This is a genomic window from Pirellulales bacterium (genome assembly GCA_019694455.1).
In the GTDB taxonomy this organism is placed as follows: Bacteria; Planctomycetota; Planctomycetia; order Pirellulales; family JAEUIK01; genus JAIBBY01.
Map to the genome: position 1 here is coordinate 77,057 of JAIBBY010000013.1, position 24,287 is coordinate 101,343.

A 24,287-nucleotide genomic window follows, 5' to 3' on the forward strand; every position below is an offset into this window, starting at 1 on the left:
CATCCGGCAAAGCTTGCCGGCTACGCGATGATCTCGTAAATGGGCTGCCCGTAGTCGATTTCCAGACGCTTGCGGCCGGGAATCTCCAGCTTGCGGGGGTCCAGCCCGAGTTGGTGCATCACGGTGGCGTGCAAATCGGTGACGTAGTGGCGCTCTTCGACGGCGTGGAAACCCAGCTCATCGGTGGCGCCATGCACAACGCCACCCTTGATGCCGCCGCCGGCCAACCAGATCGAAAAGCCGTAGGGGTGATGATCGCGGCCGTCGCTGCCTTGAGCGCCCGGCGTGCGGCCGAACTCGGTGCCCCAAACTACGAGCGTTTCGTCCAAGAGCCCGCGCCGCTTGAGATCTTTGATGAGCCCGGCGATGGGGCGATCGACTTCGCCGCAGAGCTTGGTGTGCCCTGCCTTGAGGCCGCCATGGGCGTCCCAAGCGCCGGCGCCGCCATTGGAGCCGTGATAAAGCTGCACAAAGCGCACGCCGCGCTCGACCAGTCGGCGCGCCGCCAGGCATTGTTGACCGAACTCGCGGGTCGCGTCCTGATCCAGGCCGTACAGCGCGTGCGTGCTTAGCGTCTCGTCTTCGAAGCGCAACACCTCGGGGACCGCCATCTGCATGCGAAAGGCGAGCTCGTACGACTTGATGCGCGCGCGCAGCGCGGCGTCGTTGGGATACTCGACCGCGGTCAGGCCGTTCAGTTGATTGAGCAGCGCAAGCTCGCCCTCTTGTTCTTCGCGGTACTGGCTGGCGCCGGGCTTGGCATAGGGAAGCGGATTGGCGGGATCGGTCTTGAGTTGCACGCCGGCATGTTCGGGCCCGAGATAGTTCGAGCCATGTCCTCCCTTACCGCCGCAGCAGTCGGCCAAGGGCGTGCCCAGGACCACGAACTGCGGCAACTCGTCATTGAGCGAGCCAAGTCCGTAGTGAATCCAGGAGCCAATGGTCGGAAATTGCCCTTCCAGCGAGTGACGGCCGGTATGGAATTGCAGTTGGGCGCCGTGATTATTGTCGGTGGTCCACATCGAGCGAACGATGGCCAGATCGTCGACCACCTCGCCGAGGCAGGGCCACCAATCGCTCATCTCGATGCCACTTTGCCCCCGCTTGCCGTAGCCGACCTGCAGGGGATAGATCTTGGGATGCACCGTGTGCAGACCAGCGATCACCTCGCGCAGGTTCTTCTTGAGAAACGGGGAATCGAGCGTCTGCTTGTACGGTGATTCTTCGATCGTCTTGCCGGCGTATTGGTTCAGCGCGGGCTTGGGGTCGAAGCTCTCCATGTGGCTCGTGCCGCCAATCATGAAGAGCCAGATCACGCTCTTGGCCTTGGGCGCAACTTGGGCAATGGCCGGTGAGGACACAATGGCCTCGCCGGCGCGCGCAATGCCGTCGCGCGCCAACAGCGAACCAAGGGCCAGCCCCGTCAGCCCCATACCGACATCCGACAGGAAGGCGCGGCGATGCACTCCGCCACGGTGGGGCCACGACTGTTCACTTTCGCGGGAGTAGGTCAACGCAAGTAACCTCCGGTCCTGAACTGCACGCGGGCGCAAGGGTCACCGAGGGAGCGCGTGCCGCATTGTATCGCGCGGGGGGACGCCGCCGAAGCATTGGTTTTTGTACATTCCGCACGGCTATGTCTGGCCAATTCGCACTGCCAGGTTTTCGGAAGAACAGGGGGGTAGTCTCCGACAACTCCGTCTTCCAAGCGCCGACTCCAAGGTAGCAAACGCGTCGACACCTGTTGCGCAGTAATGATTTGTGTCGACGGCATATCGGAACCGCGGCCGCCTCGGTTTTCGGAGTTTTCGGAAATCGCTTGCGACAAGGTTTGGCGGCTCTCCGAATACCCGCGGCGCGTCACCGAATCGAAACAAAGTCGTTGTGGTTAATCAGCACATGCACCAGTCCGGCGCGGGCGCGCGATTCTGGATCGGCGCCAGCAGACGGCTGCTCGGCGCCAAACGGCGCTAATTGATCTGGCTTGGCAAGCAGTTGAGATTGGTTAGCCATAAAGGCCATGCAGGCGTCTCGTTCAACGTCGGTTGGCTGACGGCTGAGAATCGCCTCGTATGCCAGAGACACAAAGCGAATCTGCCGCTCTTCGCTGGTCATCGCGGCCGCGGCCTCGCTCCAGAGCTTGTCGGCCAGCACTCCAGAATTCCGCATGGCAAATTGGCTATTGAGCAGCGCCAACGCCTGCTGCGGCACTATGCTTTCTGTACGGCGGTAGCCTTCCTCAACATTTGGTTGATCGAACAATTGCAGGAACACCACCCGCTTCTCATTGGCCTGGCGGTAATACAGGCTGCGTCGGTTGGTGTCGTCTGCGGCGACCTGTTCCAATTCGGGGCCGCCGCGAGAACGATCGAGCGCGCCGGCAATGCTTAGCAGCGAGTCGCGCACCGCTTCGGCGTCCATGCGCCGCGAGTTCATCCGCCAGACATAGCTGTTGTCGGGGTCGACTTTGTAATTCGGATCGTCGGGCCCACCGGGGGTCGACTCCATTTTGTAGGCGGCCGAAGTCACGATCATCCGATGGAGTCGCTTCATGCTCCAGCCATTTTCCATCAGTTCCACGGCCAGCCAGTCGAGCAGCGCCGGGTGCGTCGGCTCGCGACCGTTCAGCCCAAAGTCGAAGACCGTGGAAACCAGCGGCTGGCCAAAATGCCGCATCCAAATATGGTTGACTGCGACTCGAGCGGTGAGTGGGTTGTCGCGCGCGACGATCCAGCGAGCCAGCGCCAAGCGCCTGCCGGTGCTGGTGGCAGGATATTCGGGCAGGTAAGGAGTGAAGTCGGAGGGGGCGAGTTGCGCCGCGCGGGCGTCGTCAACCGCCTTCTTGGCTTCGGCCAGTTTGGCCTCGGCGGCGGCGACAGGCTTCTTGGTTGCCTCGTCGTTGGGATTGAGCTTGCCTTGAGCCTGGACCAACGCTTGCTCGGCCGCGAGCAGTTTCAATTCGGCATCGGCCACCTTGGCGGATCGCTCGGCAAGTCCCGCAGCCAGCGCCAGGGCGGGCGCGTCTTCGCCGGGTGGCTGAGCGGTCTTAGCACGGCCGGCGGCCGTTCGCATGGCGAACGAAACCAGATCGGCCTCGGCCTTGGCTACCCGCCGGGCGGCCAGCGCTTGTTCGGCTTCGAGATGCTTGATTTCAGCCTCTGGAGTGGTTGGCTCGTTGGCCGCTGGCGCGGAGGCTGGATCGGCGGCGGGCGCTGCTGCGGCAGCCACCAGTTGCTTGTGCCGCTCGCGGGCTGCCGCCAACTTGGCGGTGATTTCGTCGAATATCTGCTTGGCGGCTGTCACTTCGCTCGTGAGGTGCTTGGTGACCGTTTCCTGCACCACCGGGTCGAGGCTGGGATACCAGGCCGCTAGCGGCAACTGGACCGGCTGAATCTCCAACGCCACATCGCCAAAGACCGCTGGCAGGCCAGGGGTCAACTCTTGCGACTTGTCGGGATCGCGTTCGTCTCCCCGAGTGAACAAATAGGTCGGCGTGCCGTGATGCGCGTCGTACGCACGTACCAAGCCGTCCTTTTCGGTGAGCGGTTGCCCGGCAACCACGTCGGTGCGAATGTCGTGCGGTTCGAAGAAGGCACGGAGGCGATAGAAGTCGCTCTGCGCGATTGGATCGTATTTATGGTCGTGGCACTGCGCACAATTGAATGTCAGGCCTAAAAACGCCTTGCCGGTGTGCTCCACAATGTCGTGAAGCCATAAATTGCGGTTGTACCTGTTCCAGTTGCGCACCAGGTAACCAGTGGCGCGCAAGGTGTCGCGATCCAAGGGCGCCAGTTCGTCGCCGGCGAGCATCTCGACGACCATCTGATCGTAGCCCTTGTCGGCCGCGAGCGAATCGACAATCCAATCGCGCCAGCGCCAGATGTGCGGTTGGCTGTTGCGGATCTCCGCGGCATAGCCGTACCAGTCGCTGTAGCGCCAAATGTCCATCCAGTGGCGCGCCCATCGTTCGGCGTGCGCCGGATCGGACAACAAGCGGTCGACCACCCGTTCGTAGGCGCCGGCCGACTCATCGGCCAAGAACTCGCGCAGTTCCACCGGGGTGGGAGGCATGCCGATCAAGTCGAGATAGACGCGTCGAATGAGCGCCTCTTTGGAGGCTTGCGGGCGCGGTTTGAGGCCGTGTCGCTCGCGCTCGGCAGCCAGAAAGGCGTCGATCGGGTTTGTTGTCGGATCGGACGATGCCGATGCTGGCAGCGCGGCGCGCACCGGGGGTTGAAAGGCCCAATGCTTCGCCGGGTCGATGGCGGGTTGCTCGTTGGCGGGCCCCGCCGCGCCCGCGTCGATCCAGGCTTTGATCTTGGCGATTTGCTCTGGCGTGAGGGGCTCTCCCTCGGGGGGCATTTGCCAGCCGTCGGCGCCAGTAACCACACGTAGCAAAAGGCTCGCATCGGGGTGATGGGCTTCGACGGCCGGCCCGCTATCCCCCCCTTTGCGGATGGCTGCCACCGTGTCGAGTCGCAAACCTTGCTCCTGCTTGAGGGGGCCGTGGCAGGCGTAACAGCGCGCCGTTAATACGGGCTGAATATCGCGAGCGTAGTCGACGCTCGCGGGGTCATCGGCCAATGCCGGCGTCGGAAGCAGCAGAACCATGAACAGCAGGATTTGCCGCATGAGGATGAAACCAAATTGAGAATCTTGCGCGTGACTTACGCTACGAGGCTAACCCACGCGGCAACGGGTGGTCAATCATTTGGGCCCTTGCTTGCGTCCCCGTCGCGGCGTTCGCCGGCAAGATAGTAGCTGATCGGCGGAGCAGCCGGCGCGCCGGCTCATTGTGGCGCCGGTAGGCGAGCACTATTCTGTTAGGCGACTGATAACCGCAGAAACTGGTTGCAACGGATAGCGGGCGGACGATTTGACTGAGCCGATCGGTTGGTCCGAACCGCGCTATCCGAATGCGAGACACTCTTAACACAGAAAGGCTTTCTCATGTCGTTGTTGCGATCTACCCGCTTGCGGGTCTGCATGACGCTGGCCGCGCTGCTGCTGGTGGCCGCCGAGGCCCGCGCCGCCAAAGAACTGCGTTGGAAGTTCAAGGAAGGGGATAAGCTGCCGTACGCGATGTCGCAAACGGCCACGATCTTGATCGACGCCAACGGCATCGAGATCGACGTGAAGATCAAGCAGATCATGGACGTGGTCTGGACCGTCAAGTCGGTGGCCTCCGACGGCACGGCGGAGATCAGCCAAAAGGTGGAACGCGTTCAGTTGCTGATGAACACGCCCTTCACGGGCGAGGTTTCCTACGACTCGAAGCAGCCCGACAAGGTGCCGCCGCCCGAATTGTGGGACCGGATGGGCAAGCCGATCGAAGCCATGTTGGACGGCGAATTCACGTTGAAGATCAGCCCCACGGGCAAAGTCTCGGACGTGACGCTGCCGGAAGCGCTGACCGAAGCGCTGGGCGAACAGCGAGGCGGTGGCGGCGGACAGATGATGATGGGGGGCGGCATGTTCACCGAGAGCACGATTCGACAGACGATCGAGCAGGCGGTGACGCCGTTGCCGGAAGAGCCCGCCGGCGAGGGCGTGACCTGGAGTCGCGAGCTGGAAAACAAGATGGGTCCGATCGGCACCCAGAAGATCGCGGTCACGTACACGTATGCTGGCCAAGAAAACAAGGACGGCAAAGATCTGGAAAAGATCGACGCCAAGACCGAAATCTCCTTTGAAGCGGCCGAAGGGGGCGACGCCGACGTGGCGATGGAGATCACCGAGCAGGAAGGCAAGGGCAGCGTGCTGTTCGATGCCGCCGCCGGTCGGGCCATCTCCGCCAAGACGGAGCAAGACCTGGTGCTGGAAGGCGATTTCCAAGGCAACGAGTTCGCGCAGGAAATCAACATGGTGCTGCAGCTTGCCGCCGGCACCAGCGAGAACTTGCCCGCCGACGAAGCGCCGAAGGACGACGCCGCGGAGGGAGACACCTCAGACGGCGACAACGCGGACAAGGAAGGCAGCGAAGGCGACAAGTAGTCTTTGCTTGCAGACTGTGAACCACGCAAAGCCCTGAGAGCCAAGCTCTCAGGGCTTTGCTCTTTTAGCGTGGCGCCCGCCGGTCGAGTAGTTCCAAGTTCTCCTTGGCGCGTTGATTGGCAGGATCGAGTCGCAGCGCGGCTTCAAAGGCGCGCCGCGCGTCGTTCCATTGCCCCGATTGAGCTAGCGCGGCGCCGAGATTGTTCTGTATCTCGGCGGATTCGGCGATTTCCAGCGCTTGGCGAAACTCGCTCGCGGCAGCATCGAAACGCCGGGACTTGAACATGAGCAGTCCCAGGCCATTGTGCGCGTCGGCGTTTTGCGGATCGGCGGCTAGCACCGCTTGATACTGTTGACCGGCAAGGGCGACATCGCCAACTTGCTCCGCGGCGCCGGCCAGACGAAATCGAGTTTCAAGCTTCTCGGGCCAGAGCCGGGCCGACTCCAGATAACGGTCAATGGCCGCGGACGGCTTACCCGCGGCCAACAGTTTGTTTCCTTGTCGCAGGGCGGCAATCGCCGACAAGTGCGAATCGGTCGCGGCGATGGCCTTGGCCGATCCCCAGGCCATGATCGCCAGTGGCGGTCCAACCAGCACGATCAGCGCAAGTAAAAGCGAACGCCAGCGCAGCGGTACAGAACTACCTCGCAGCAGCCAAAGCGTTTCGATCGCCAGCACCAGATAAGCGAACTCGATGACGGCCTCCACCGCCTCGCCGGCGTCGTGGGCGGCGTAAAGATCGCCGCGAGTCACGGTGGTGATAATGAGCAGCAAGTAGATGCCATAGGTCACGCAAACCGAGAGCGCCAATTGCCAACTTGCCCACGGAAGGCCGCAGCGCAAGGCAAGTCGCCGAAGCGGCGGCAGCGCCAAGGTCAGAAGCGGAAGCAGGCCTAAATAGAAGAGCGACGCGTTGAGCCAGAGTCGCTTCAGCCAGTTGTTTTCCAGATGCGGATGAAAGATCCGCAAATTGTGCAAGTTGATTTCTTCTTGAATGTTAGCGCGCGCCAGCCACTGCGGCGCCGAAATCGCGAACAGCCGTTGGCCCCAACTGATCTCTTCGAGAAACATCAACAACAATGCGGCGGCGAGCAGTAGTAGCAGCCAATTGGCGCCTTGGCCGTTGCGCCGCCGCTGCAAGTTGATCCAGGTCAACAGGATCGCGGCTGCCAGGCAGGCCAGCGCGCCCGCGGCTTCGTACGGGCCATCTTCGTGCGTGAGCCAGGTGGCGAAAAACTCATGGCCCGCAATATCGGCAATCGCCGGCAGCAAACTGCCGGCCACGGACATGCCTAGGAGAAGCAGCAGCCATAACATGCCGGTTCCAGAAACCCGCGTCGCCGGGGCAGAATTGTGCGAGGTGACCTGAGAGGCGAGCGACATGTGGTATCCGTGGCGGCCAGCGGCAAACTGCCTACAGTTTAGTCTTTCGGCTTGAGAAGACTGCCGGCGGGCGTCTCTTTGACGCTTGTGTCGTTTACAGCGGCAGAGGACTTGGAGCGTAAGCGCAAGCGAGTTGGCAGCTTATAGATTCCGCCAAAGCGGGGGGAGATTTTTCGCCCGCGGGTGATAGACTATGAACTGGGGAGCCCAGTCAGGGCGACTCGAACTTTGGAATTCGCGGCGCTGATCTGCACAACAAGGATCGGCGGCGTTTACGATGACCACAAATAATCTGGATGGCGCCGAATCTTGCGCGGCGCGTAGGCCAATTTCTGGCCCGCTTGGCGGACTGCTTGCCGCCCGGCACATTACTCTCGGCGTCCGCGATTGAGAGCGGCTCACGGCTTTGGTTGATTCGTCGACTAGTTCGCCAACACGCGCATTTCAGCGATTAGCCGCCCACCGGGGAGAGCGGCAAATTGCGCCGTCGCTATTGATGTGCGACTTCGCAGACTTGGCCGGCGAAGTGCGCAAGCTGGAGGCGGCGGGCGCCACCCGATTGCATTTTGACTGTATGGATGGCCAATTCGTCCCGAACTTGACCTACGGTATGCCGATTGTCGAGGCGGTGCGGCGTCATACCGAATTGCCGCTTGAAGCGCATTTGATGATCGCCAAGCCCGAGCGCTTTGTAGACGACTTTGCCAAGGCGGGGGCCGATTTGATTTTGATCCAAGTCGAGGCGACCGACGCGCCGCGGCGAACCTTGGAGCAGATTCGCTCGCACGGGGTGGCGGCGGGACTGGTGATCAACCCAGAGACGCCGGTGTCGGCGATCGAAGCCAACCTTGACCTGTGCCATCAGGTACTAGTGATGAGCGTGCACCCAGGCTTTGGCGGACAAGCCTTTGAGCCGGTGGCGCTCGAGAAATTGACTCAACTACGACGCCTGCGACCCGAGCTAACGCTCGAAGTGGACGGCGGCGTGAACGAAACAACCATCGCGGCGTGTGTCGCGGCGGGCGCTGATTTGTGCGTGGTGGGCTCGGCGATATTTCGCCAGCCCGATCCGGCCGCCAGTCTTCGACGGCTGACGCAATTGGCGAACGCGATCTGATCATTTACGTCTGCGGACAACATTGATGTTAGAGATCATACTGATTCGACCGGGCGCGACTGACTACGACAAGAATGGTCGCATCCAAGGCACCCTCGATATTCCGCTCAACGCCGATGGGCGCCGCGAGGTGGACCGCGAGATTGAGCAACTGCGCGATCGCGGATTGGAGCTGATCTACACCTCCGATTCTGAGCCGGCCGCGCCCACAGCGGAGGCAATCGCCAGCGCGCTCGGCCTGCGGCTCAAGCGGTTGGAAGGGATGCACAACCTGGACCTTGGACTGTGGCAAGGCATGCTGGCCGACGAGATCAAGCGCAAGCATCCGCGCGTGTATCGGCAATGGCAAGATCAGCCCGAGACCGTGTGCCCGCCCGGCGGCGAGATGCTCTCCGACGCGCAAGCCCGAGCCGTGGCTTGCCTGAAGCGTTTGCTCAAGAAGCACCGCGCCGGCGTGGTGGGACTGGTGCTGCCAGAGCCATTGGCGTCGATCGTGCGCGGCGTGTTGGACCACGGCCAAATTGGCGATATTTGGAAGCTGACCGCCGACCACGGCAACTGGGAGACGGTGGTCGTCGAACCGCAAGACGCCTTGGTGGCTGGCTAGTTGCTGGCGCCGGTCGACCTGGGACGATTTTGCCGCGCGTGGTATAACGAGTCCGCATTCAGCCCACCTCCTTTCACGTCCCACCTTTTGATGGCAGCAGGCGATTTAGAACAACGCGGTTCCGGCGGCAAACGCCCAAAACGGGGCGTGCCCGAGGGCCTTTGGCGTCGCTGTCCGGGCTGCCAGCAGACGATCTTCCGCAAAGAGGCGGAGCGCCGACTGGGGGTTTGCCCGGAGTGCGACTACCACTGGTATGTGGACGCGGCGGAGCGCATTCGGCAACTGCTCGACGAAGGGACTTTCGAGGAGTGGGACGCGCAGTTGGAGCCGACCGATCCACTCGGCTTCGCCGATCGCAAGGCGTATGCCGACCGCATTAAAGAAGAACAGCAGCGGACCGGTTTGAAGGACGCCGCGATCACCGGTTGCGGCATGATCCGCGCCCGGCGCGTGGCGTTTGGCGTCACCGATTCGGCGTTCATCATGGGCAGCATGGGTTCAGTGGTCGGCGAGCGGCTGACGCGCCTGGTCGAACGAGCCACCGAGCAAAAATTGCCGCTGATCATTGTGAGCGGTTCGGGCGGCGGCGCGCGGATGCACGAAGGCATCTTGTCGCTGATGCAGATGGCCAAGGTGACGGCGGCGCTTGCTCGTTATCACGAGGCGGGCGGTTTGTTCATCTCAGTGCTGACCAACCCCACCATGGGGGGCGTGGCGGCCAGTTTCGCCTCGCTGGGCGACGTGGTGTTCGCCGAGCCGAAGGCGCTGATCGGTTTCGCTGGCCCGCGCACGATCAAGGCCACGATCCGCATTGAGTTGCCACCGGGATTTCAGACCAGCGAGTTCTTGCTCGAACACGGCTTCATCGACCGCATCGTGCGCCGCTCGGATCTGACCAGCGAAATCGCGCGCACCATCGACTACTGCGGCAAGTAGCGGTCTGCTTGTTCGCCGCGGCGCGCGTGCCTAGATTGGTGATAGGCCCTTTGTTTTTAGACGGCGCGCCATGAGTTTGCTCGACAGCTTCAAGACGATCCTTTCTGGCGGCAAGTGCGATGTGCGCACGCGCTTCGAACTGATGCGCGAGGCGATCTCCGGCACCATGTCGGAGTTTCACATGGCTCGCGATCGCAAGACCGGCAAGATCGTGGGGCTGAAGGTCTTGGACGCCAAGAAGACCTCGGAGTTCGAGTCGCGGTTCAAAGGCCTCAAGAAACCAAGCGAAGGCAAGATCGCCAGCGAGTTCGACCATCCACGGATCGTCAAGACGCTCGAGCATGGCACGACGACAACTGGCCAGCAGTATCTGGTGATGGAGTTTCTCGACGGGCCGGGGCTCAACTCGCTGATTATTGCCCGCGACCCGCTGCTGGATGGCAACCGGGTGACGCTCATTCGCCAGGCGGCCGAGGCGCTGGGCGCGTTGCACGCTGCGGGTTACATCCACCGCGACGTTTGCCCGCGCAATTTTGTCTGCACGCCCGACGCCAAGTCGCTGAAGTTGATCGACTTTGGCCTGACGGTGCCGGCGACCGAGGCGTTCATGCAACCCGGCAACCGCACCGGCACGCCCAACTACATGGCGCCCGAGTTGGTGCGCCGGCAAAAGACCGATCACCGGTTGGATATCTTCAGCTTTGGCATCACGGCCTACGAGCTATGCACTTTTGACTTGCCGTGGGAACGCTGCGCCGACGGTCGCGGCGCGATGGGGCACGCCACGCGTCCGCCGTATCCGATTTTGGATCGCAATCCGCACGTGCATCCAGTGCTGGCCAAGGCGATCAGCGACTGTATCGAGCAGAATCCGGCTCGGAGGCCAGCTTCGCTGGACCATTTTCTGAACCAGATCAAGCGCGTCGATCGCGAGTTCGTGAAATAGGCGCGGCGCGTCATGGCGGATGTTTACGACGCTCTGGGACTGCGGCCGGCGATCAACGCGGCCGGGACGTTGACGCGGCTATCAGGCTGCGCGCTGCCGGCGGAAGTGGCCGAGGCGATGCGCGCTGCCGTGCGGAGCCACGTTCGCATCGACGAGTTGCAAGCGGCCGTGGGGCGGCGCATTGCTGAGTTGACGGCGAGCGAGGCGGCGATTGTCACCAGCGGCGCCGCCGCAGGTTTGACCTTGGCCGCGGCCGCCGCGATCGCGGGCAATGATTTTTCCAAGATGGATCGGCTGCCCGACACGACGGGACTGGCGGCGGAGATCATCGTGCCACGTTCGCACCGCAATGGCTATGACCATGCGGTGCGCGCGGCGGGGGCGCGGCTGGTCGAAGTGGGTGTGGCGGAACGCAATCGCGATCCGCAGGCGTGGGAGATGGAGGCCGCGATCACGCAAAACACGGTGGCGGTCGCGTACTGCGCGGGCTTTTCGGAGTTGCCGCTGGAGATGGTTGTTGAGGTCGCGCATCGGCGCGCGCTGCCGGTGATTGTCGACGCCTCGGCCACGTTGCCGCCGATCGCCCAGCTAACAGCGTTCACCACCGCCGGCGCCGATCTGGTGGCTTACTCGGGCGGCAAGGGACTGCGCGGCCCCCAGGCATCGGGCATCCTATGTGGCCGGCGAGAACTGATCGCGTCGGCCGCGCTGCAGATGCTGGATATGGACTGGAATGAAGATCTTTGGAATCCACCGCCAACATTGATCCCGCCCGAGTGGACCGGTCGCGGCGTGCCGAATCACGGCGTTGGTCGCGCGATGAAGGTGGGTCGCGAGGAGATCGTGGGGTTGTGGGCGGCGCTGGAGCGATTTGTGCGCATGGACGAAGCGGCGGAGGCCGCGCGGCTTCTCGCGATGGCGCGGCACATTGCCGCGGCCGTCGAATGTCTTGCCGCGGTCGAGATCGATCAACGTCAGCCATGCCGCCCGCGCTTGGAATTGAAGCTCACGGTCGCCGACCACGCGATTAGGCTGATTCGCGCGCTGGAAACTGGCGCGCCGCCGATCTTTGTTGGACAGGGCCAGGTCGAGCGCGGCATCGTGGAGATCGATCCCTACTGCCTCGGCGACGGCGAAGAAGTGGTTGTAGCGCGGCGCATCACGGAACTGTTGTCGCGGCCAACCTAACGTCGTTCGATGTCGTCGTTCTTGGGCAATTCGTGCAAGCCTGCGAGATTGTAGAGATCCAAGAAGCGATCGGTCGTTTGATAGCGCTGGATGCGAGGGGCATCGGGGTCGCGCTCCACCTCCAATAATTGTCGATGCACAAGTTGCCGCAACAGCGCGGCGCTCGATTTGCCGCGCAGGCGATCGATTTGATCCTTGGTGGCGGGCTGATTGTAGGCGACGATCGACAACACCTCGGTCGCGGCGGCCGACAGTCGCACGCGGCGCGACTTCTGAAAACAGCGGTCGCGAACCGCGCAGAACTCGCGCCGCAGTTCCAGTCGATAGCCGGCGCCGCTGGTGATCACCGCGTAGGGACACCCATTGGCGCGATATTCTGCCGCCAGTTCGCGGACCAGCGCGTCGACCTCGGCCGCGCGCACGCCACGCATCTGCGCCGCCACCGTTTCGGCGGTGAGAGGCGCGTTGTCTGGCGCGCCGACAAAGAGCAAGGCCTCCACAATGCCGCGCGGCGTGAGGGGGGCGTCGCTCGCGGGAGCGTCGTTGGCCACTTCGCGCGGGTCGGCCAGCAGCGCCTCGGGCGCCAGCGGATCGGCCACTGGCGGCGGCACATAGGGATCGACGCCTTGTCCCAACATCTGGGCAAAGGCCGCGTTCAATTGATCGAGCGACAGCCCGCCTTGATCGGGAGCTTGTTGAAACGCCGATAGATCGAGCCCGGCGGACTGAGACTCGGATTTCGGTTTTTCGCTCATCGTGACATCCGTGCCGAGTGGCGCCTCATTGAGTGATCATTGCCCGGCGGCGATGCCGAGGCGGCCGTACTTTTCAAAGTGCGCCGCCGCTGCGGCCACGCCATCGGGATCGGCCGCGCGCAGTTGCTCAAGCGCCGCGAGCGAAGGGGGATCGCCGCAGGCCAGCAGGTAGCCAACCACCGCGCGGCGCATGGCGGCCTGATACTCGCCCGGTTGATCGTAGAGTCGCACAATGGCGTCGCGGGCCGCCAGATCGCGCCAGCGGGCCAGATCGACAATAGCGCTGGCCGCAAAACTGGGGCGATCGAGCAAGCGGCGCATCGATTGCGACAATCGCTCGCGCGGCACATTAGGCAGACATTGCCAGGCGAAGCGCAAGGCAGTGACGGCATGCCGCAGATGGCCCTCGGCGGCGCTGGGGTTGTCGAGAAATTGCTGATCGATCAGGTCGAGCGCGGCAACCTGATCGAGCGCGATCAGTCCGCCCAACACGCCGTCGAAGCCGGGCCGAAAATCGCCACCGCTGGCGGTGGTTTGTTCTCGCGCGGCGCGATCGATCGTTTCCAGCAATAGCGCGCGATTGGCGGCCCGCGCCTGGTCGTCGATCGCCAGACCAAGCATGAGGCCATATAGACCCTTGCGCGCATCGGGCACATCGCGGCTGGCGAGCCAGTGGCGCACCCTAGGCATGTCGATTGACGCAGCGGCGGCGGCCACCGCGTCGAACGGGGCGCGGGCAAACTCCAGATAAGCGTCTTCGGCCAGCAGCGGATCGGCATGTTGCAGATAGGCGGCAAAGTAGCGCAGTCGTTCGGGTTCTGGCACGCGGAGTCGCGGCGCACGCGCGAGATACGCAAAGCTGGTTTCGTTGAGCGGTGTGGCCTGCCACCGCAATTGCTCATCGTCGCCATTTTCGCCCAGCAGCAACCAGAGCGAACCGACCGGCGCCGAGGCCGAACCTAACACCGCGGCGTCCAGCATCAACGGATCAGTGCTGGATTTGTCTTTGAGATCGCGGCGCGGTTCGAGTGTTACCTGCGGCGCCTGCGCGGCGACACACTCGGCCACCAGCGCGCGATCTGCCTCGTCGATTCGCTGTGTCAGGCTAGGACCGACCGGTGTGCAGAACGGGCAGGCGACCGCCGCTTTCGCGCCACACGATACGGCAACTGCCGCAAGCACGGCGAGCCGAACAAAGCGAAGCGGCGATCGATCATTGCACCGCATCGGCTTCCAAATGGTAGATGGCCAAATGCTTGCCGTCGGGATCGAATAGCTCGCGCACCGCAAATTCGCCCGTCACCGTGACCGGACGAATCGAATACTCCGCGGTTTTGCCGGGCTTCATATCGACCACAATGCAGTCGTAGAGCGCGGCGCCGGGACCAAAACAACACTCCATGTTGTCGCGGACCAACACAAACTGCTTGATGCCGGTTTGCTGAAAGCTGGGGAGGATGAAACCGCGAATCTTGATCTTCGAGTCCACCAGCTTTTCGATCTCGGGCGTGAGCATCTTGCGATAGAACGGATCGCCCTTGACGATGTCGAACTTGATGGCGTCGAAGTCGATGTCGCGCGGCTTCTGATTGGCGGCGGGCTTGGCCGGCGGCGGTTTGATGTCGGCCAGCCGATCGCTCGCCACTGGCCGAGGCTCGCCATGCGTCGGAATTTTGGTCGTCGGCAGGGCGGCGGCGGGCGAGTCGCTCGCCGCGTCAGGCGCCACAGCATCCGCCATCACAGGGCGCTGCGTTTCAACGCGCTCGGTGGTCTGGTCGCAGCCGGCGAGAATCGCCGTAAGCAGGACCAGCAGACATTGAGCCACGGCGACATGCTTCATTTCGCATAGTCCGCTTCGAGATGATAGAGCACGCCGCCGAGATTGTCGGAGGCTTGATCGGGACGCACGCGAAACGTGCCGGCGAGGCCGCGCACCGCCAGTGAATAATCGAGCGACAGCGGCTCTTTGAGACGCACCTGGATCATGTCGGTGAGCTTGGGCGTGGGACCGCCAAAGCAGCAGGTGCCGCGATCGCGACAGAGCACAAAGTCGCGAATCTCGGTCTTCTGCACGCCGGGATACATGAAGCCCTTGATGAAGACGCGCTTGCCATCCAGCAGACGCGCCGCCGCTGGCACGGCGTCTCTGGAGGCGCCGTCTTCGGGTTGCAACTGCGAATACGAAATACGCTGGTAACCCTCGGGCACTTCGGTGAAATAAACGTAGACCAGAAATGCCGAACCCGCGCCCCAAAAGGCGATCGACAGAAACATGCCGGCCACGGCCAGCTTGCGACCGGTGAATTCGGTAGGGGCTGTTCGAATGCGATGCAGCGCCACTACGCCCAGCGCAACGCCAAATACAGCGATCAGCCCGAAATAGAAGCTAAAGAAGCACAAGAACGACAGCGCTCCGGCCACCAGGCTGGCGACGGCCGCCGACGACAGAGCGCGATAGTCATCTTGGCTGGCCAGGTCGCCGGCAGTGACTGACTTGTCGATGGCTAGTGACATACGGAAATAGCTCGCAGGCCGCTCAAGTTACGCGTTCGACTCGCGACTTCCGCCGCGAAGCACCACTAAGAAGATTCCCAACAGCAACACGCCCGCCGCGAGCGGCACGATGACCACGAGCCAGCGTGGGGTGGAGGCGAAGCGCGGTGGATCGACCAAGGGATCGCTAGCGGCGGCCGACACGCGGGCAGCCTCGACTTCGTCGGGGGATTGCGCCAACTTGGATTCGCCGGCGTCGTCGCTCGGCTCCGCTGGGTCAGCAGTATCAGCAACGGCGACGGGCGACGCGGCGGCGGGGTCTTCTTCCGCTTCGTCCATCGCCACGACATCGGCAGGCGCTTCTGATTCGGATGGTGTTTCGCTGGTGGCTGTGTCGGCCAGTTGTTCATCGGCGGCCGGCGCTGCTTCCACCGGTTGGCTGTCGTTGGTCGAATCGCCAGCGCCGTCCGGCGGGGGCACCGGGGTCGGCACCGAACCGGCGAACGGGAACGCGGAACTCGCCCGCTTCACCGCCTCGGGATCGATCTTGGCCAGTTCTTCCAGATGCGTCTTGGCCTCTGGCAGTGGCGAGGCCTTGAGGAAGTTCACCACTGGCACACGCACCCAACTGGTGTCTTCGTTGGCGTTTTTGAATAGCGCGACCAATCGATCGGTAGCTTTCCAATCTTCCCAGCGGGCCAGGTCGGGGATGACGAGATCGGCCAGTTCAGGACGGTCGAGCATGTACTCGAGCGCTTCGACTAATCGCTCCTTGGGAATGGCGCTTTCCTCTTGCCCATGAAAGCGAATCGCCATGATCGCGGCATAGGTGTCGGTGTATTCGCTCTTGGCGTTCTTGAGGAATTGATCTTCGATGAGCGGCAGGCCGTCGGCGCCGGCTAGCGTGAGGTAGCAGGCAATCACGGCGTTGAGCGCCGACTTGGCGTCGCGATTGTCGGACTTGATAATTTCCTCGAGCATCGGCAGGTCGTCCTTGCCGCCGCAAACGCCGAGCATGGTGAGGTACAACCCGCGCCGGCTGGGAGGCACTTCCGGCTTGTTGATGAAGCTCACCAACTTGTCGTGGTCCATTCGCTCGCGCAGGGCCTTCACCTCGGCATAAGGCGCTTTGGCGAACTCGTCGTAGGCGTCGCGGGCCAGCATCTCTTCCGAGTTTTCCAGAAATTGCAGAAAGAAGGCGAGCCGGTCGGGGCCGCTCTCGGGCAAACCGGGGAGCTTGGCCACATAGTCGACGGCGGCGTCGGTGAGGGCGACCGGCACGTTCCAAACAACTTCTGGGCTGTCGACGCCCATGATGAGAAACGGCTTGCCCAACTCGTCCTGACCAAAGTAGGTGACTTCAATTTCTTTCTTGTCGCCGATCAGGTCTTGTCCTTTGAGGACGGTGACGATTTCGAACTTGGCTTTGCTGTCGGTAATGACCGGTGGTTGCCCCGGTTCGGCCGCGGGGGCGGCCGCTGGCAGCGCTTTCAGGTGGGCGACGACGGCGGCACTGGCGCCTTTCATCTCCTCGCCGAACGTGACCGACACCGCGCTGCAAAAGGGGCACGCGCGGGCGAGTTGCGGACCCAGGCCAATCGCCGCAAGGAGCAAGAGCGCGAGACAACGGCGGATGGCGGGAGATGCGTGCATGGGTATGTCCTGAAATAGCGGTCGGTCGAGGCAAGGCGCGTGCGGCGGCGCCAATTCGCGGTCTCTATATTTTCGGTCAGCCTTGTGGATAGGACAAGGCACGGATTTGTACAAACCGTTAAGGCCGATCCGACAAGGCTTTGGCCACGTCGGTGCGATATGCGGCCAGGCTGGGCAAAAAACCGGCCAGCGCGGCGAGGATGACCAGCGCCGGGATCAGGATCAATTCGGCGCGTTCAAATTGCAACAGGCCAATCGAAACGCCGGTGTGCGACTCGACAACGGGATCCAACAGTTTGATCAAACCATGCCCTAGCGCCAGGCCGGCTAATCCTCCGCCCAGCGCCAGGAGAATCGACTCCAGCAAGATGATCGACATCACGGTGCCGCGGCGGGCGCCAAGCGCGCGCATGACAGCGATATCGTGGCGACGGTCGTTCATCGAGTTGTAAATACCGACCAGAATGCCAATGCCGGCCACGACGACGACCAGACTGGCAAGCACCAGCAGGATCCACTGCAAATTGCCCACGATGCCTTCGAACAACATTTCGACCTCGCGAATCGGCAGCACCGCCTGCGCGACCGGCTCTTTGTTGATCGAACGCGGCAGGCCCATGCCGGCTATCGGGGTTGAGGTGCGAATCAGGATGGCGGTCACCTCGCGCTGATCTTCTGGCAGCGGTTCGTGGTGATGGTGATCGTGGTCATGACCGTGGTGATCGTGATGGTGGTGGGCATGGGATTCGCCAGCGGCGCTTGCTTCCCCGGCTGGCTTTTCATGTTCCTTGGCGTGCCCCTCCAGCAGATAGAAGCCTTCGATGTTGATGAACAGCGCGCGGTCGTTGGGCGTGCCAGTGGGCGCCAGGATGCCGACGACTTTGAACGGTTCATGCTTGTGGCCGTCTCCCTCCTCGGTGACGCCGTGCGTGGGCTCAAAGGTGTCGCCGAGTTTGAGGCCGGTGCGGCGGGCGACCACGGCGCCGATGACCGCGCCAAAATAATCGCGACGTTTGAAGACGTTCCCCGCGGTGAAGCGATACGGCTTGCCGGGACCGTATTCCAACTTGGTGAACAGGTCTTGCGTGGTGCCAACGACGCGAAAGCCCTCGTAGTTGTCCCCCAGGCAATACGGAATCGCCACGGCGACATAGGGGGCGTACTTGCCTTCGGTGAATTCCTTGTAGTAGGTCCAAGGGATGTTCTCGATCGGCGTGCTGAGGTGATACACCGTATTGAGAACTAGCTGCAGCTTGCCCCCCTTGGCGCCGACGATGATGTTGTAGCCGTGCGCCGCCTGCGAAAACGATTGCCGCACCACGCCCAGGATGACGAGCACGGCGATCACCAGCGCCACGCCCAGCGCCATCGACAAGGCGGTGAGGCTCGAAGCCAACAGCCGCTGCTGAATGCTACGCAGGGCGATCTTCCAAAGACTCATGCGGTGGCCAATCGGATCGGATGGTTCAGGGGGGCGTCGCGCTAGGCGACGTGCTGCGCCGCGGCGGGCACTGCCAGATTGATTTGTTCGAGATGCTCGAGGCGATCGAACTGATGGGCGACTTCCGAGGCGTGGGTGACCAACACCAGCGAGATGCCTTCCTCGCGGCAAGTGTCGCGGACCAGATCGACGATTTGCTGCTGGTGCATGGCGTCGACATTCGCGGTCGGCTCGTCGGCCAGCATCAGCTTCGGCCGATTGGCCAGCGCTCGGGCGACCGCCACGCGCTGCTGTTCTCCAACCGAAAGCATGTTGGGCTTGTGGGTCAAGCGATGACTCAGGCCAACGCGCTGCAATAGCCGGAGCGCGCGATCCCGATCGGCGCGGCCCCGCGCGAACGACATGCCGAGCAGCACGTTTTCTAGCGCGGTGAAGGCGGGGAGCAGATTGAAGGTTTGAAAGACATAGCCAATGTTGGCCGCGCGAAAACGATCCATCGCCGCTTCGCCCAGGCGGGTAATCTCCATGCCGGCGATATGGATGGCACCCGAGTCGGGCCGGCTGATCCCGGCAATCAGGTGCAAGAGCGTGGTCTTGCCGCAGCCTGAGCGGCCGACCAGGGCAATCTGTTCGCCAGCGGCGACCTCAAAAGCGGGGATTTCCAAGATGGGCAGTCGCTCGCCGGAAGGCTCGACAAACGACTTTTTGAGGTCGGCGATTTGCAGCATTGGTGGAGGCGCCCATTCCGTGCGGGAGAAGCAGAAAACTTATCAGTTTGCGGCAGAGGCAGTAAGCCAAGTCGCAGGCGGCGGTGCGCGCGCAAGCGAGCGTAGTCGTTACTACGCGGCGCGGGCGGGAGGGTTCGCTGGTGGCGATCCGCTGCGCGAATTCTGTCACTTGCCTCGGGTGAAGACTGCAATTCGGCTAACAGGGGGGGGTGTTCTCCGAAAACATATCCGCTGCGTGCCTGTCATGATTGCGACAATTATGACATAAGTCGTTTTACAAAAGCGACTAAAGAACACAGCTACGCAACATTTCCGGGTCAATCGAAATCGGAGTTTTCGGAATCGGTCTCCGAATTCAGATGGGGCGAAATGCCCCGAAATGATGGCGATACCCTGCCAACCAATGGCATGATTCGGCGACCATTGTGCATATTTAATGATAGATTATGATTGAATCCATTCATCCACATGCGCACAATCAGGAGGACGATGAGTGCCACGGCAACACGCTGGAGCGAAGGATATCGCGCGATGATCGCCGAGCAGCGTCGAAACCGGCTGGTCGAGCTGATTCGCACACGCGGTTTTGCGGCCCTGCCCGACTTGGCCGAACAGCTACAGGTAAGCGAATCGACGATTCGGCGTGACCTAGACTTGTTGGAAGAATTGGGCACGGCGAAGCGGACGCATGGGGGGGTGTTCTATACCGGACAGACCCCCAAGCTGCCCCACTTCGACGAGCGCCAACCCCAGCAATGGGACAAGAAGAAGTCGATTGCCCGCCGCGCGGTTGAGCTGATCCAGCCGGGAGACACGGTGCTTCTGGATGGCGGCACAACCACCTACGAGGTCGCCCGCCTGCTCGTGGGACGTGCCCTGCAAGTGGTGACAAATTCGCTGCCCGTGGCGAATTTGTTCGCGTCTGATCCAACGACCGACCTGATGTTCGTGGGTGGCTACATTTACCCGCGCACCGGGGTGGCGTTGGGTCCGCACGCCGATCGCATGCTGGCCGAGGTCAGCGTGCGGCGCACGGTGCTCAGCGCGGGGGGCGTCACGGAACGAGGCTTTTACAACAACAACGTGCTGTTGGTCGAAACCGAACGCGCCATGATGCGCGCCGCCGACGAGGTGATTGTGGTCGCCGATTCCAGCAAGTTTGGGCATCAGAGCATCGCCTTTTTGTGCGAGTTGAACCAGGTGGATCATCTGGTGGTGGATGCCGACATCAGCGCTGAGTGTCGGCAGCAGTTTGAGCGAGCGGGCGCCAAACTGCTCATCGCGGAAGCCGCGCCGGCGACGCCAACCAACAACGAAAACAACGTAGCGCGGAAAACTTCTTGATGAACGCCAGCGCCGCCTTGGATCGAAGCACGATCGAGCGGATTGTGCGCGACGTGGTCGCGCGACAATGGAGCTTTGACGCCGCGCCGCGCGCCGACCAGCCTGGCAAACTGATCGTGAGCATCTCCGCGCGGCATTGCCATTTGACCGACGAGCACGTCGAGATCTTGTTTGGCGCGGGCGCGAAACTGACGCCCATGAAGGAACTGTATCAAGACGGCTTTTACGCGGCGGAAGAGACGGTGATGGTGGTCGGCCCGCGGCGGCGGATGTTGCCGCAGGTGCGCGTGCTGGGACCGACCCGGCCGCAGAGCCAGGTCGAACTGGCGTTCACCGATGCGATTTCGCTGGGCATCGAAGCGCCGGTGCGGGCCAGCGGCAAGATCGAAGGCACGCCCGGCTGCGTGCTGGTGGGACCGAAGGGCGTGGTGGAGCTGCGGCAAGGGGTGATCCGCGCCGAGCGGCACGTGCACATGAACCTGGCCGACGCCGCGCGTTACGGCGTGAGGAACGGCGAACGGATGAGTTTGCGGATTCAATCGTCGTGCGGCGCCACGCTGCACGATCTGCTGGTGCGCGCCGACGCCACCAGCAAGCTGGAGGTGCATCTCGACACCGACGAAGGGAACGCGATCGATCTGGATCACGCGGCCAGCGTCGAGCTGGTGCGGCAATAGAGCATTGTGGATTTCATGCCCGGGCGACCGGGAATGTTGTTTCTTGTTTACTTGGAGAGATTTCCATGGCACGAACGATGGAAGCGCTCGGCATGATCGAGACCAAGGGGTTCATCACCCTGGTCGAGGCGAGCGACGCGATGATGAAGGCGGCCAACGTCGAGTTTCTCGGCTGGCAGAAAATTGGCAGCGGGTTATGCACCGCGTTTGTCACGGGCGATGTGGCGGCGGTGAAGGCCGCAACCGACGCCGGCGCGGCGGCGGCGAGTCGCATTGGCGAAGTGATCGCCGTGCAGGTCATTCCTCGTCCGCACGACGACATGCTGGGCGTGCTGCCGATGGGCGCGCAAAAGGCCGCGGCGCTCAATTGACGCTGTCGAGCAAGTCGCTTTCTCACATCAATTTGAACCACTAATCAATAAAGGCTGATTCCCATGCAAGACGCGATCGGATTGATCGAAACCAAGGGTCTGGTGGCGCTGGTCGAAGCGACCGATGCCATGGCCAAGGCCGCGAACGTGCAGATCTTGAAGCAGGTGCAAATCGGCGGCGCCTACGTCACCACCATCGTCAAAGGCGATGTGGGCAGCGTGCGGGCGGCGGTCGAGGCGGGCGCCGCGGCGGCCTCGCAATTGGGCGAACTGGTCGGCAGCCATGTGATTTCGCGTCCGGCCGACGGATTGCGCGCCGCGTACCTCAGCTAGGAAGTTCTTTCCACAGGAAGTGGCAACGCAGCGATGAAGATTTTGGTCGCCAATCTCGGTTCGACGAGCTTCAAGTACCGGCTGTTCGACATGGCCGACGAGCGTCAACTGGCGCGCGGCGGCATCGAGCGGGTCGGTCAGGGAGAAGGTCGTTCGTTCGTCGAAATTGGCGGTCGCGCGAAGGAAGAGCACGGCAAGGTGGCCGACCATGCGATGGCGGTGAGGCGTTGCCTGGAGCAACTCACCGATCCAGAGATGGGTTGCCTTCGCGACGCGAGCGAGGTGGCGGCCATTGGCTTCAAGGCGGTGCATCCCGGATCGGACGCGGCGGTGGTCCGCGTGACGAGCGAGGTGTTGGCCGCCATGGAGGCGATGAACGAAGCCGCGCCGGCGCACAACCCGCCGTATGTGGCGGCGATGCGCCTGCTGAGCGAGCGACTGCCCGAGATTCCGCTGGTGGCGGCGTTTGAGACCGGCTTTCATCAGACGATTCCGGATCGCAATCGCTACTACGGCGCGCCACTGGAGTGGTCGACCGAGCACCACATTCGTCGCTATGGCTTCCACGGCGCGAGTCATCGCTTTATCGCCACGCGCATGGCCGAGTTGTTGGGCGCGGGACGGCGGATCATTTCTTGCCACCTGGGCGGCTCCAGTTCGCTGTGCGCCATCCGGGACGGCAAGAGCATGGCCACCAGCTTAGGGATGAGCCCGCAATCTGGCGTGCTGCACAACAACCGCGTGGGAGACTTTGACCCCTTCGCGCTGCCGGCGCTGATGAAGGCGACCGGCAAATCGCTGACGGAACTGCTCGACGACCTGGCGCGCCGCGGCGGCCTGCTGGGACTGAGCGGCGCCAGTGGCGACGTGCGCGACCTGGAGCAGGCGGCCGACGCTGGAGACCAGCGCGCGCGATTGGCGCTCGCGGTGTTCGTTGGCGATGTGCGGCGCTATTTGGGGGCCTACCTGGTGGAGCTAGGAGGCGCCGACGCGATTGTGTTCACCGGCGGCATTGGCGAGAACGGCGCGCGGACGCGCACGGCGGTTTGCGACGGACTGGGTGAGCTGGGGATTGAACTCGACGCCGAGCGCAACGCGGCCGCCCAGGGAGAGTGCCGTGTGAGCGCCGCTGCCAGCCGCATTGCCGTGTGGGTGGTGCCCGCCAACGAAGAGTTGATCGTCGCCCGCCAAACGCGCGACTGTCTGCAAACCCTGTAGAGGATTTTGTGCCATGTTTATCGCCCGCGTGACCGGCAGCGTGGTGAGCACGCAAAAGGTGGACTCGATGGTCGGCAACAAGTTGCTGATCGTGGAGCCATACCGCGTTGATCCAGAAGATCGCAGCCGGCTGAAGAGCACCGGACGGACCTTTGTGACGGTGGATGGGCTGGGGGCCGGCGTGGGGGACTATGTGCTCATCACTCAAGGCTCGAGCGCGCGGCTGACGCCGGAGACCAAGACCTTGCCGGTCGACGCCGTGGTGATTGGCATCGTCGACACGGTGCATGTGGAGGGAGACGCGGTTTACGACCGGCAGCGCCCCGCATAGCGGCCGGCGACCACCAAGATATTCGCGCCGGCTGAACGATCGCCGGCGACAGACTCGAAAGGATCAGCGAGAACGAGATGAGAAACCAGCACGTGAACATCCTGCAGATCAAAAAAGAAATCTGCGAGATCGGGCGGCGGGTGTACGCCAAGGGCTTTGCCGCCGCCAACGACGGCAACATCAGCTATCGCATCAGCGAAAACGAGGTGCTCTGCTCGCCCACGATGATCTGCAAGGGCTTCATGCAGCCCGACGATATTTGCAGCGTCGACATGAACGGCAAGCAGGTCTCGGGCAAGAAGAAGCGGACGAGCGAAGTGCTGTTGCACCTGACGATCATGAAGGAGCGGCCCGACGTGAAGGCGGTGGTGCATTGCCACCCGCCGCATGCCACGGCGTTTGCGGTGGCGCGCGAGCCGATTCCGCAATGCGTGCTGCCGGAAGTTGAGGTGTTTCTGGGCGAAGTGCCGCTGGCGCAGTACGCGACGCCGGGCGACCAGAAATTCGCCGACACGGTGCTGCCGTTCGCCAAGAAGTCGAACGTGATCATTCTGACCAACCACGGCGTGGTGAGCTTTGGCGAGACGCTGGAGAAGGCGTATTGGTGGACGGAGATTCTCGACGCGTATTGCCGCATCCTGATCCTCGCCAAGCAGGTAGGTGGGCTGAACTACTTCAACGAGCGCGAGGCGCAAGAGCTATTGGGACTGAAATCGCGGCTGGGCTTTTCCGACCCGCGACTCGATCCCGAGATGAAAGATTGCGACATCT

At 62.7% G+C, this 24,287-nt stretch carries 23 protein-coding genes; 13 read left to right on the forward strand and 10 right to left on the reverse strand.

All coding sequences use genetic code 11. The annotated features are described in order from the left end of the window. Positions 1 to 20: 20 nt before the first annotated feature. Together K1X71_07530 and K1X71_07535 are read right to left on the reverse strand one after the other, a co-directional pair. On the reverse strand, positions 21 to 1,433 hold the full coding sequence (locus K1X71_07530) for a DUF1501 domain-containing protein (protein MBX7072985.1): 1,413 nt from the start codon (positions 1,431 to 1,433) through the stop codon (positions 21 to 23). A 427-nt stretch (positions 1,434 to 1,860) separates the two neighbouring features. Then, positions 1,861 to 4,611 carry a PSD1 and planctomycete cytochrome C domain-containing protein gene (locus K1X71_07535; protein ID MBX7072986.1) on the reverse strand — a complete coding sequence of 917 codons (2,751 nt, stop codon included), beginning with the start codon at positions 4,609 to 4,611 and terminating at the stop codon, positions 1,861 to 1,863. 339 nt (positions 4,612 to 4,950) lie between these two features. Between K1X71_07535 and K1X71_07540 the strand changes: the two genes are divergently transcribed. Then, positions 4,951 to 5,994, forward strand: coding sequence for a hypothetical protein (locus K1X71_07540; GenBank protein ID MBX7072987.1), 1,044 nt, complete (start codon positions 4,951 to 4,953; stop codon positions 5,992 to 5,994). A gap of 64 nt (positions 5,995 to 6,058) precedes the next feature. On the opposite strand, the gene K1X71_07545 is transcribed toward K1X71_07540, so the two are convergent. After that, complete coding sequence (locus tag K1X71_07545; GenBank protein ID MBX7072988.1) at positions 6,059 to 7,378, reverse strand: tetratricopeptide repeat protein; 1,320 nt, start codon at positions 7,376 to 7,378, stop codon at positions 6,059 to 6,061. Positions 7,379 to 7,874: 496 nt separating this feature from the next. Between K1X71_07545 and rpe the strand changes: the two genes are divergently transcribed. The 5 genes from rpe (at position 7,875) to K1X71_07570 (ending at position 12,172) form a co-directional block, all read left to right on the forward strand. Beyond that, positions 7,875 to 8,495 carry a ribulose-phosphate 3-epimerase gene (rpe, locus tag K1X71_07550; GenBank protein ID MBX7072989.1) on the forward strand — a complete coding sequence of 207 codons (621 nt, stop codon included), beginning with the start codon at positions 7,875 to 7,877 and terminating at the stop codon, positions 8,493 to 8,495. 25 nt (positions 8,496 to 8,520) lie between these two features. Then, positions 8,521 to 9,102 (forward strand): histidine phosphatase family protein, encoded by a 582-nt coding sequence (locus K1X71_07555; protein ID MBX7072990.1) that lies wholly within the window; start codon positions 8,521 to 8,523, stop codon positions 9,100 to 9,102. A 90-nt stretch (positions 9,103 to 9,192) separates the two neighbouring features. Then, positions 9,193 to 10,038, forward strand: coding sequence for an acetyl-CoA carboxylase, carboxyltransferase subunit beta (gene accD, locus K1X71_07560; GenBank protein ID MBX7072991.1), 846 nt, complete (start codon positions 9,193 to 9,195; stop codon positions 10,036 to 10,038). 70 nt (positions 10,039 to 10,108) lie between these two features. After that, on the forward strand, positions 10,109 to 10,984 hold the full coding sequence (locus K1X71_07565) for a serine/threonine protein kinase (GenBank protein ID MBX7072992.1): 876 nt from the start codon (positions 10,109 to 10,111) through the stop codon (positions 10,982 to 10,984). Between the two features lie 12 nt (positions 10,985 to 10,996). Then, positions 10,997 to 12,172: an aminotransferase class V-fold PLP-dependent enzyme gene (locus K1X71_07570; GenBank protein MBX7072993.1), complete on the forward strand. Its 1,176-nt coding sequence runs from the start codon at positions 10,997 to 10,999 to the stop codon at positions 12,170 to 12,172. Here K1X71_07570 and K1X71_07575 read toward each other — a convergent pair. From K1X71_07575 to K1X71_07605, 7 genes are all read right to left on the reverse strand, one after another. Next, on the reverse strand, positions 12,169 to 12,927 hold the full coding sequence (locus K1X71_07575) for an SMC-Scp complex subunit ScpB (GenBank protein ID MBX7072994.1): 759 nt from the start codon (positions 12,925 to 12,927) through the stop codon (positions 12,169 to 12,171). The genes K1X71_07570 and K1X71_07575 overlap by 4 nt on opposite strands. A gap of 36 nt (positions 12,928 to 12,963) precedes the next feature. Next, positions 12,964 to 14,109, reverse strand: a complete 1,146-nt coding sequence (locus tag K1X71_07580; protein MBX7072995.1) for a hypothetical protein — start codon at positions 14,107 to 14,109, stop codon at positions 12,964 to 12,966. A gap of 31 nt (positions 14,110 to 14,140) precedes the next feature. Next, a complete protein-coding gene (locus K1X71_07585; protein MBX7072996.1) occupies positions 14,141 to 14,767 on the reverse strand; it encodes a DUF3299 domain-containing protein in 627 nt (208 codons plus the stop codon). Beyond that, complete coding sequence (locus K1X71_07590) at positions 14,764 to 15,441, reverse strand: DUF4190 domain-containing protein (protein ID MBX7072997.1); 678 nt, start codon at positions 15,439 to 15,441, stop codon at positions 14,764 to 14,766. The genes K1X71_07585 and K1X71_07590 overlap by 4 nt, the downstream gene beginning before the upstream one ends. 27 nt (positions 15,442 to 15,468) lie before the next feature. Beyond that, positions 15,469 to 17,073 carry a hypothetical protein gene (locus tag K1X71_07595; GenBank protein ID MBX7072998.1) on the reverse strand — a complete coding sequence of 535 codons (1,605 nt, stop codon included), beginning with the start codon at positions 17,071 to 17,073 and terminating at the stop codon, positions 15,469 to 15,471. Positions 17,074 to 17,191: 118 nt separating this feature from the next. After that, complete coding sequence (locus K1X71_07600) at positions 17,192 to 18,514, reverse strand: ABC transporter permease (protein ID MBX7072999.1); 1,323 nt, start codon at positions 18,512 to 18,514, stop codon at positions 17,192 to 17,194. A gap of 41 nt (positions 18,515 to 18,555) precedes the next feature. Continuing rightward, positions 18,556 to 19,242 (reverse strand): ABC transporter ATP-binding protein, encoded by a 687-nt coding sequence (locus tag K1X71_07605; protein ID MBX7073000.1) that lies wholly within the window; start codon positions 19,240 to 19,242, stop codon positions 18,556 to 18,558. Positions 19,243 to 19,773: 531 nt separating this feature from the next. Between K1X71_07605 and K1X71_07610 the strand changes: the two genes are divergently transcribed. From K1X71_07610 to K1X71_07640, 7 genes are all read left to right on the forward strand, one after another. Then, complete coding sequence (locus tag K1X71_07610) at positions 19,774 to 20,586, forward strand: DeoR/GlpR family DNA-binding transcription regulator (GenBank protein ID MBX7073001.1); 813 nt, start codon at positions 19,774 to 19,776, stop codon at positions 20,584 to 20,586. Beyond that, the gene (locus K1X71_07615) at positions 20,586 to 21,263 is read left to right on the forward strand and encodes a phosphate propanoyltransferase (GenBank protein ID MBX7073002.1); all 678 of its coding nucleotides are present in this window, start codon (positions 20,586 to 20,588) and stop codon (positions 21,261 to 21,263) included. The genes K1X71_07610 and K1X71_07615 overlap by 1 nt, the downstream gene beginning before the upstream one ends. A 65-nt stretch (positions 21,264 to 21,328) precedes the next feature. Continuing rightward, positions 21,329 to 21,634, forward strand: coding sequence for a BMC domain-containing protein (locus K1X71_07620; protein MBX7073003.1), 306 nt, complete (start codon positions 21,329 to 21,331; stop codon positions 21,632 to 21,634). Between the two features lie 63 nt (positions 21,635 to 21,697). After that, positions 21,698 to 21,967, forward strand: a complete 270-nt coding sequence (locus tag K1X71_07625; protein MBX7073004.1) for a BMC domain-containing protein — start codon at positions 21,698 to 21,700, stop codon at positions 21,965 to 21,967. Between the two features lie 33 nt (positions 21,968 to 22,000). Then, positions 22,001 to 23,185, forward strand: coding sequence for an acetate/propionate family kinase (locus K1X71_07630; protein MBX7073005.1), 1,185 nt, complete (start codon positions 22,001 to 22,003; stop codon positions 23,183 to 23,185). 13 nt (positions 23,186 to 23,198) lie between these two features. Next, positions 23,199 to 23,516, forward strand: coding sequence for a EutN/CcmL family microcompartment protein (locus K1X71_07635; GenBank protein ID MBX7073006.1), 318 nt, complete (start codon positions 23,199 to 23,201; stop codon positions 23,514 to 23,516). A gap of 77 nt (positions 23,517 to 23,593) precedes the next feature. Next, positions 23,594 to 24,287 (forward strand): class II aldolase/adducin family protein (locus tag K1X71_07640; protein ID MBX7073007.1); only part of this gene is annotated, 694 nt, incomplete at its 3' end.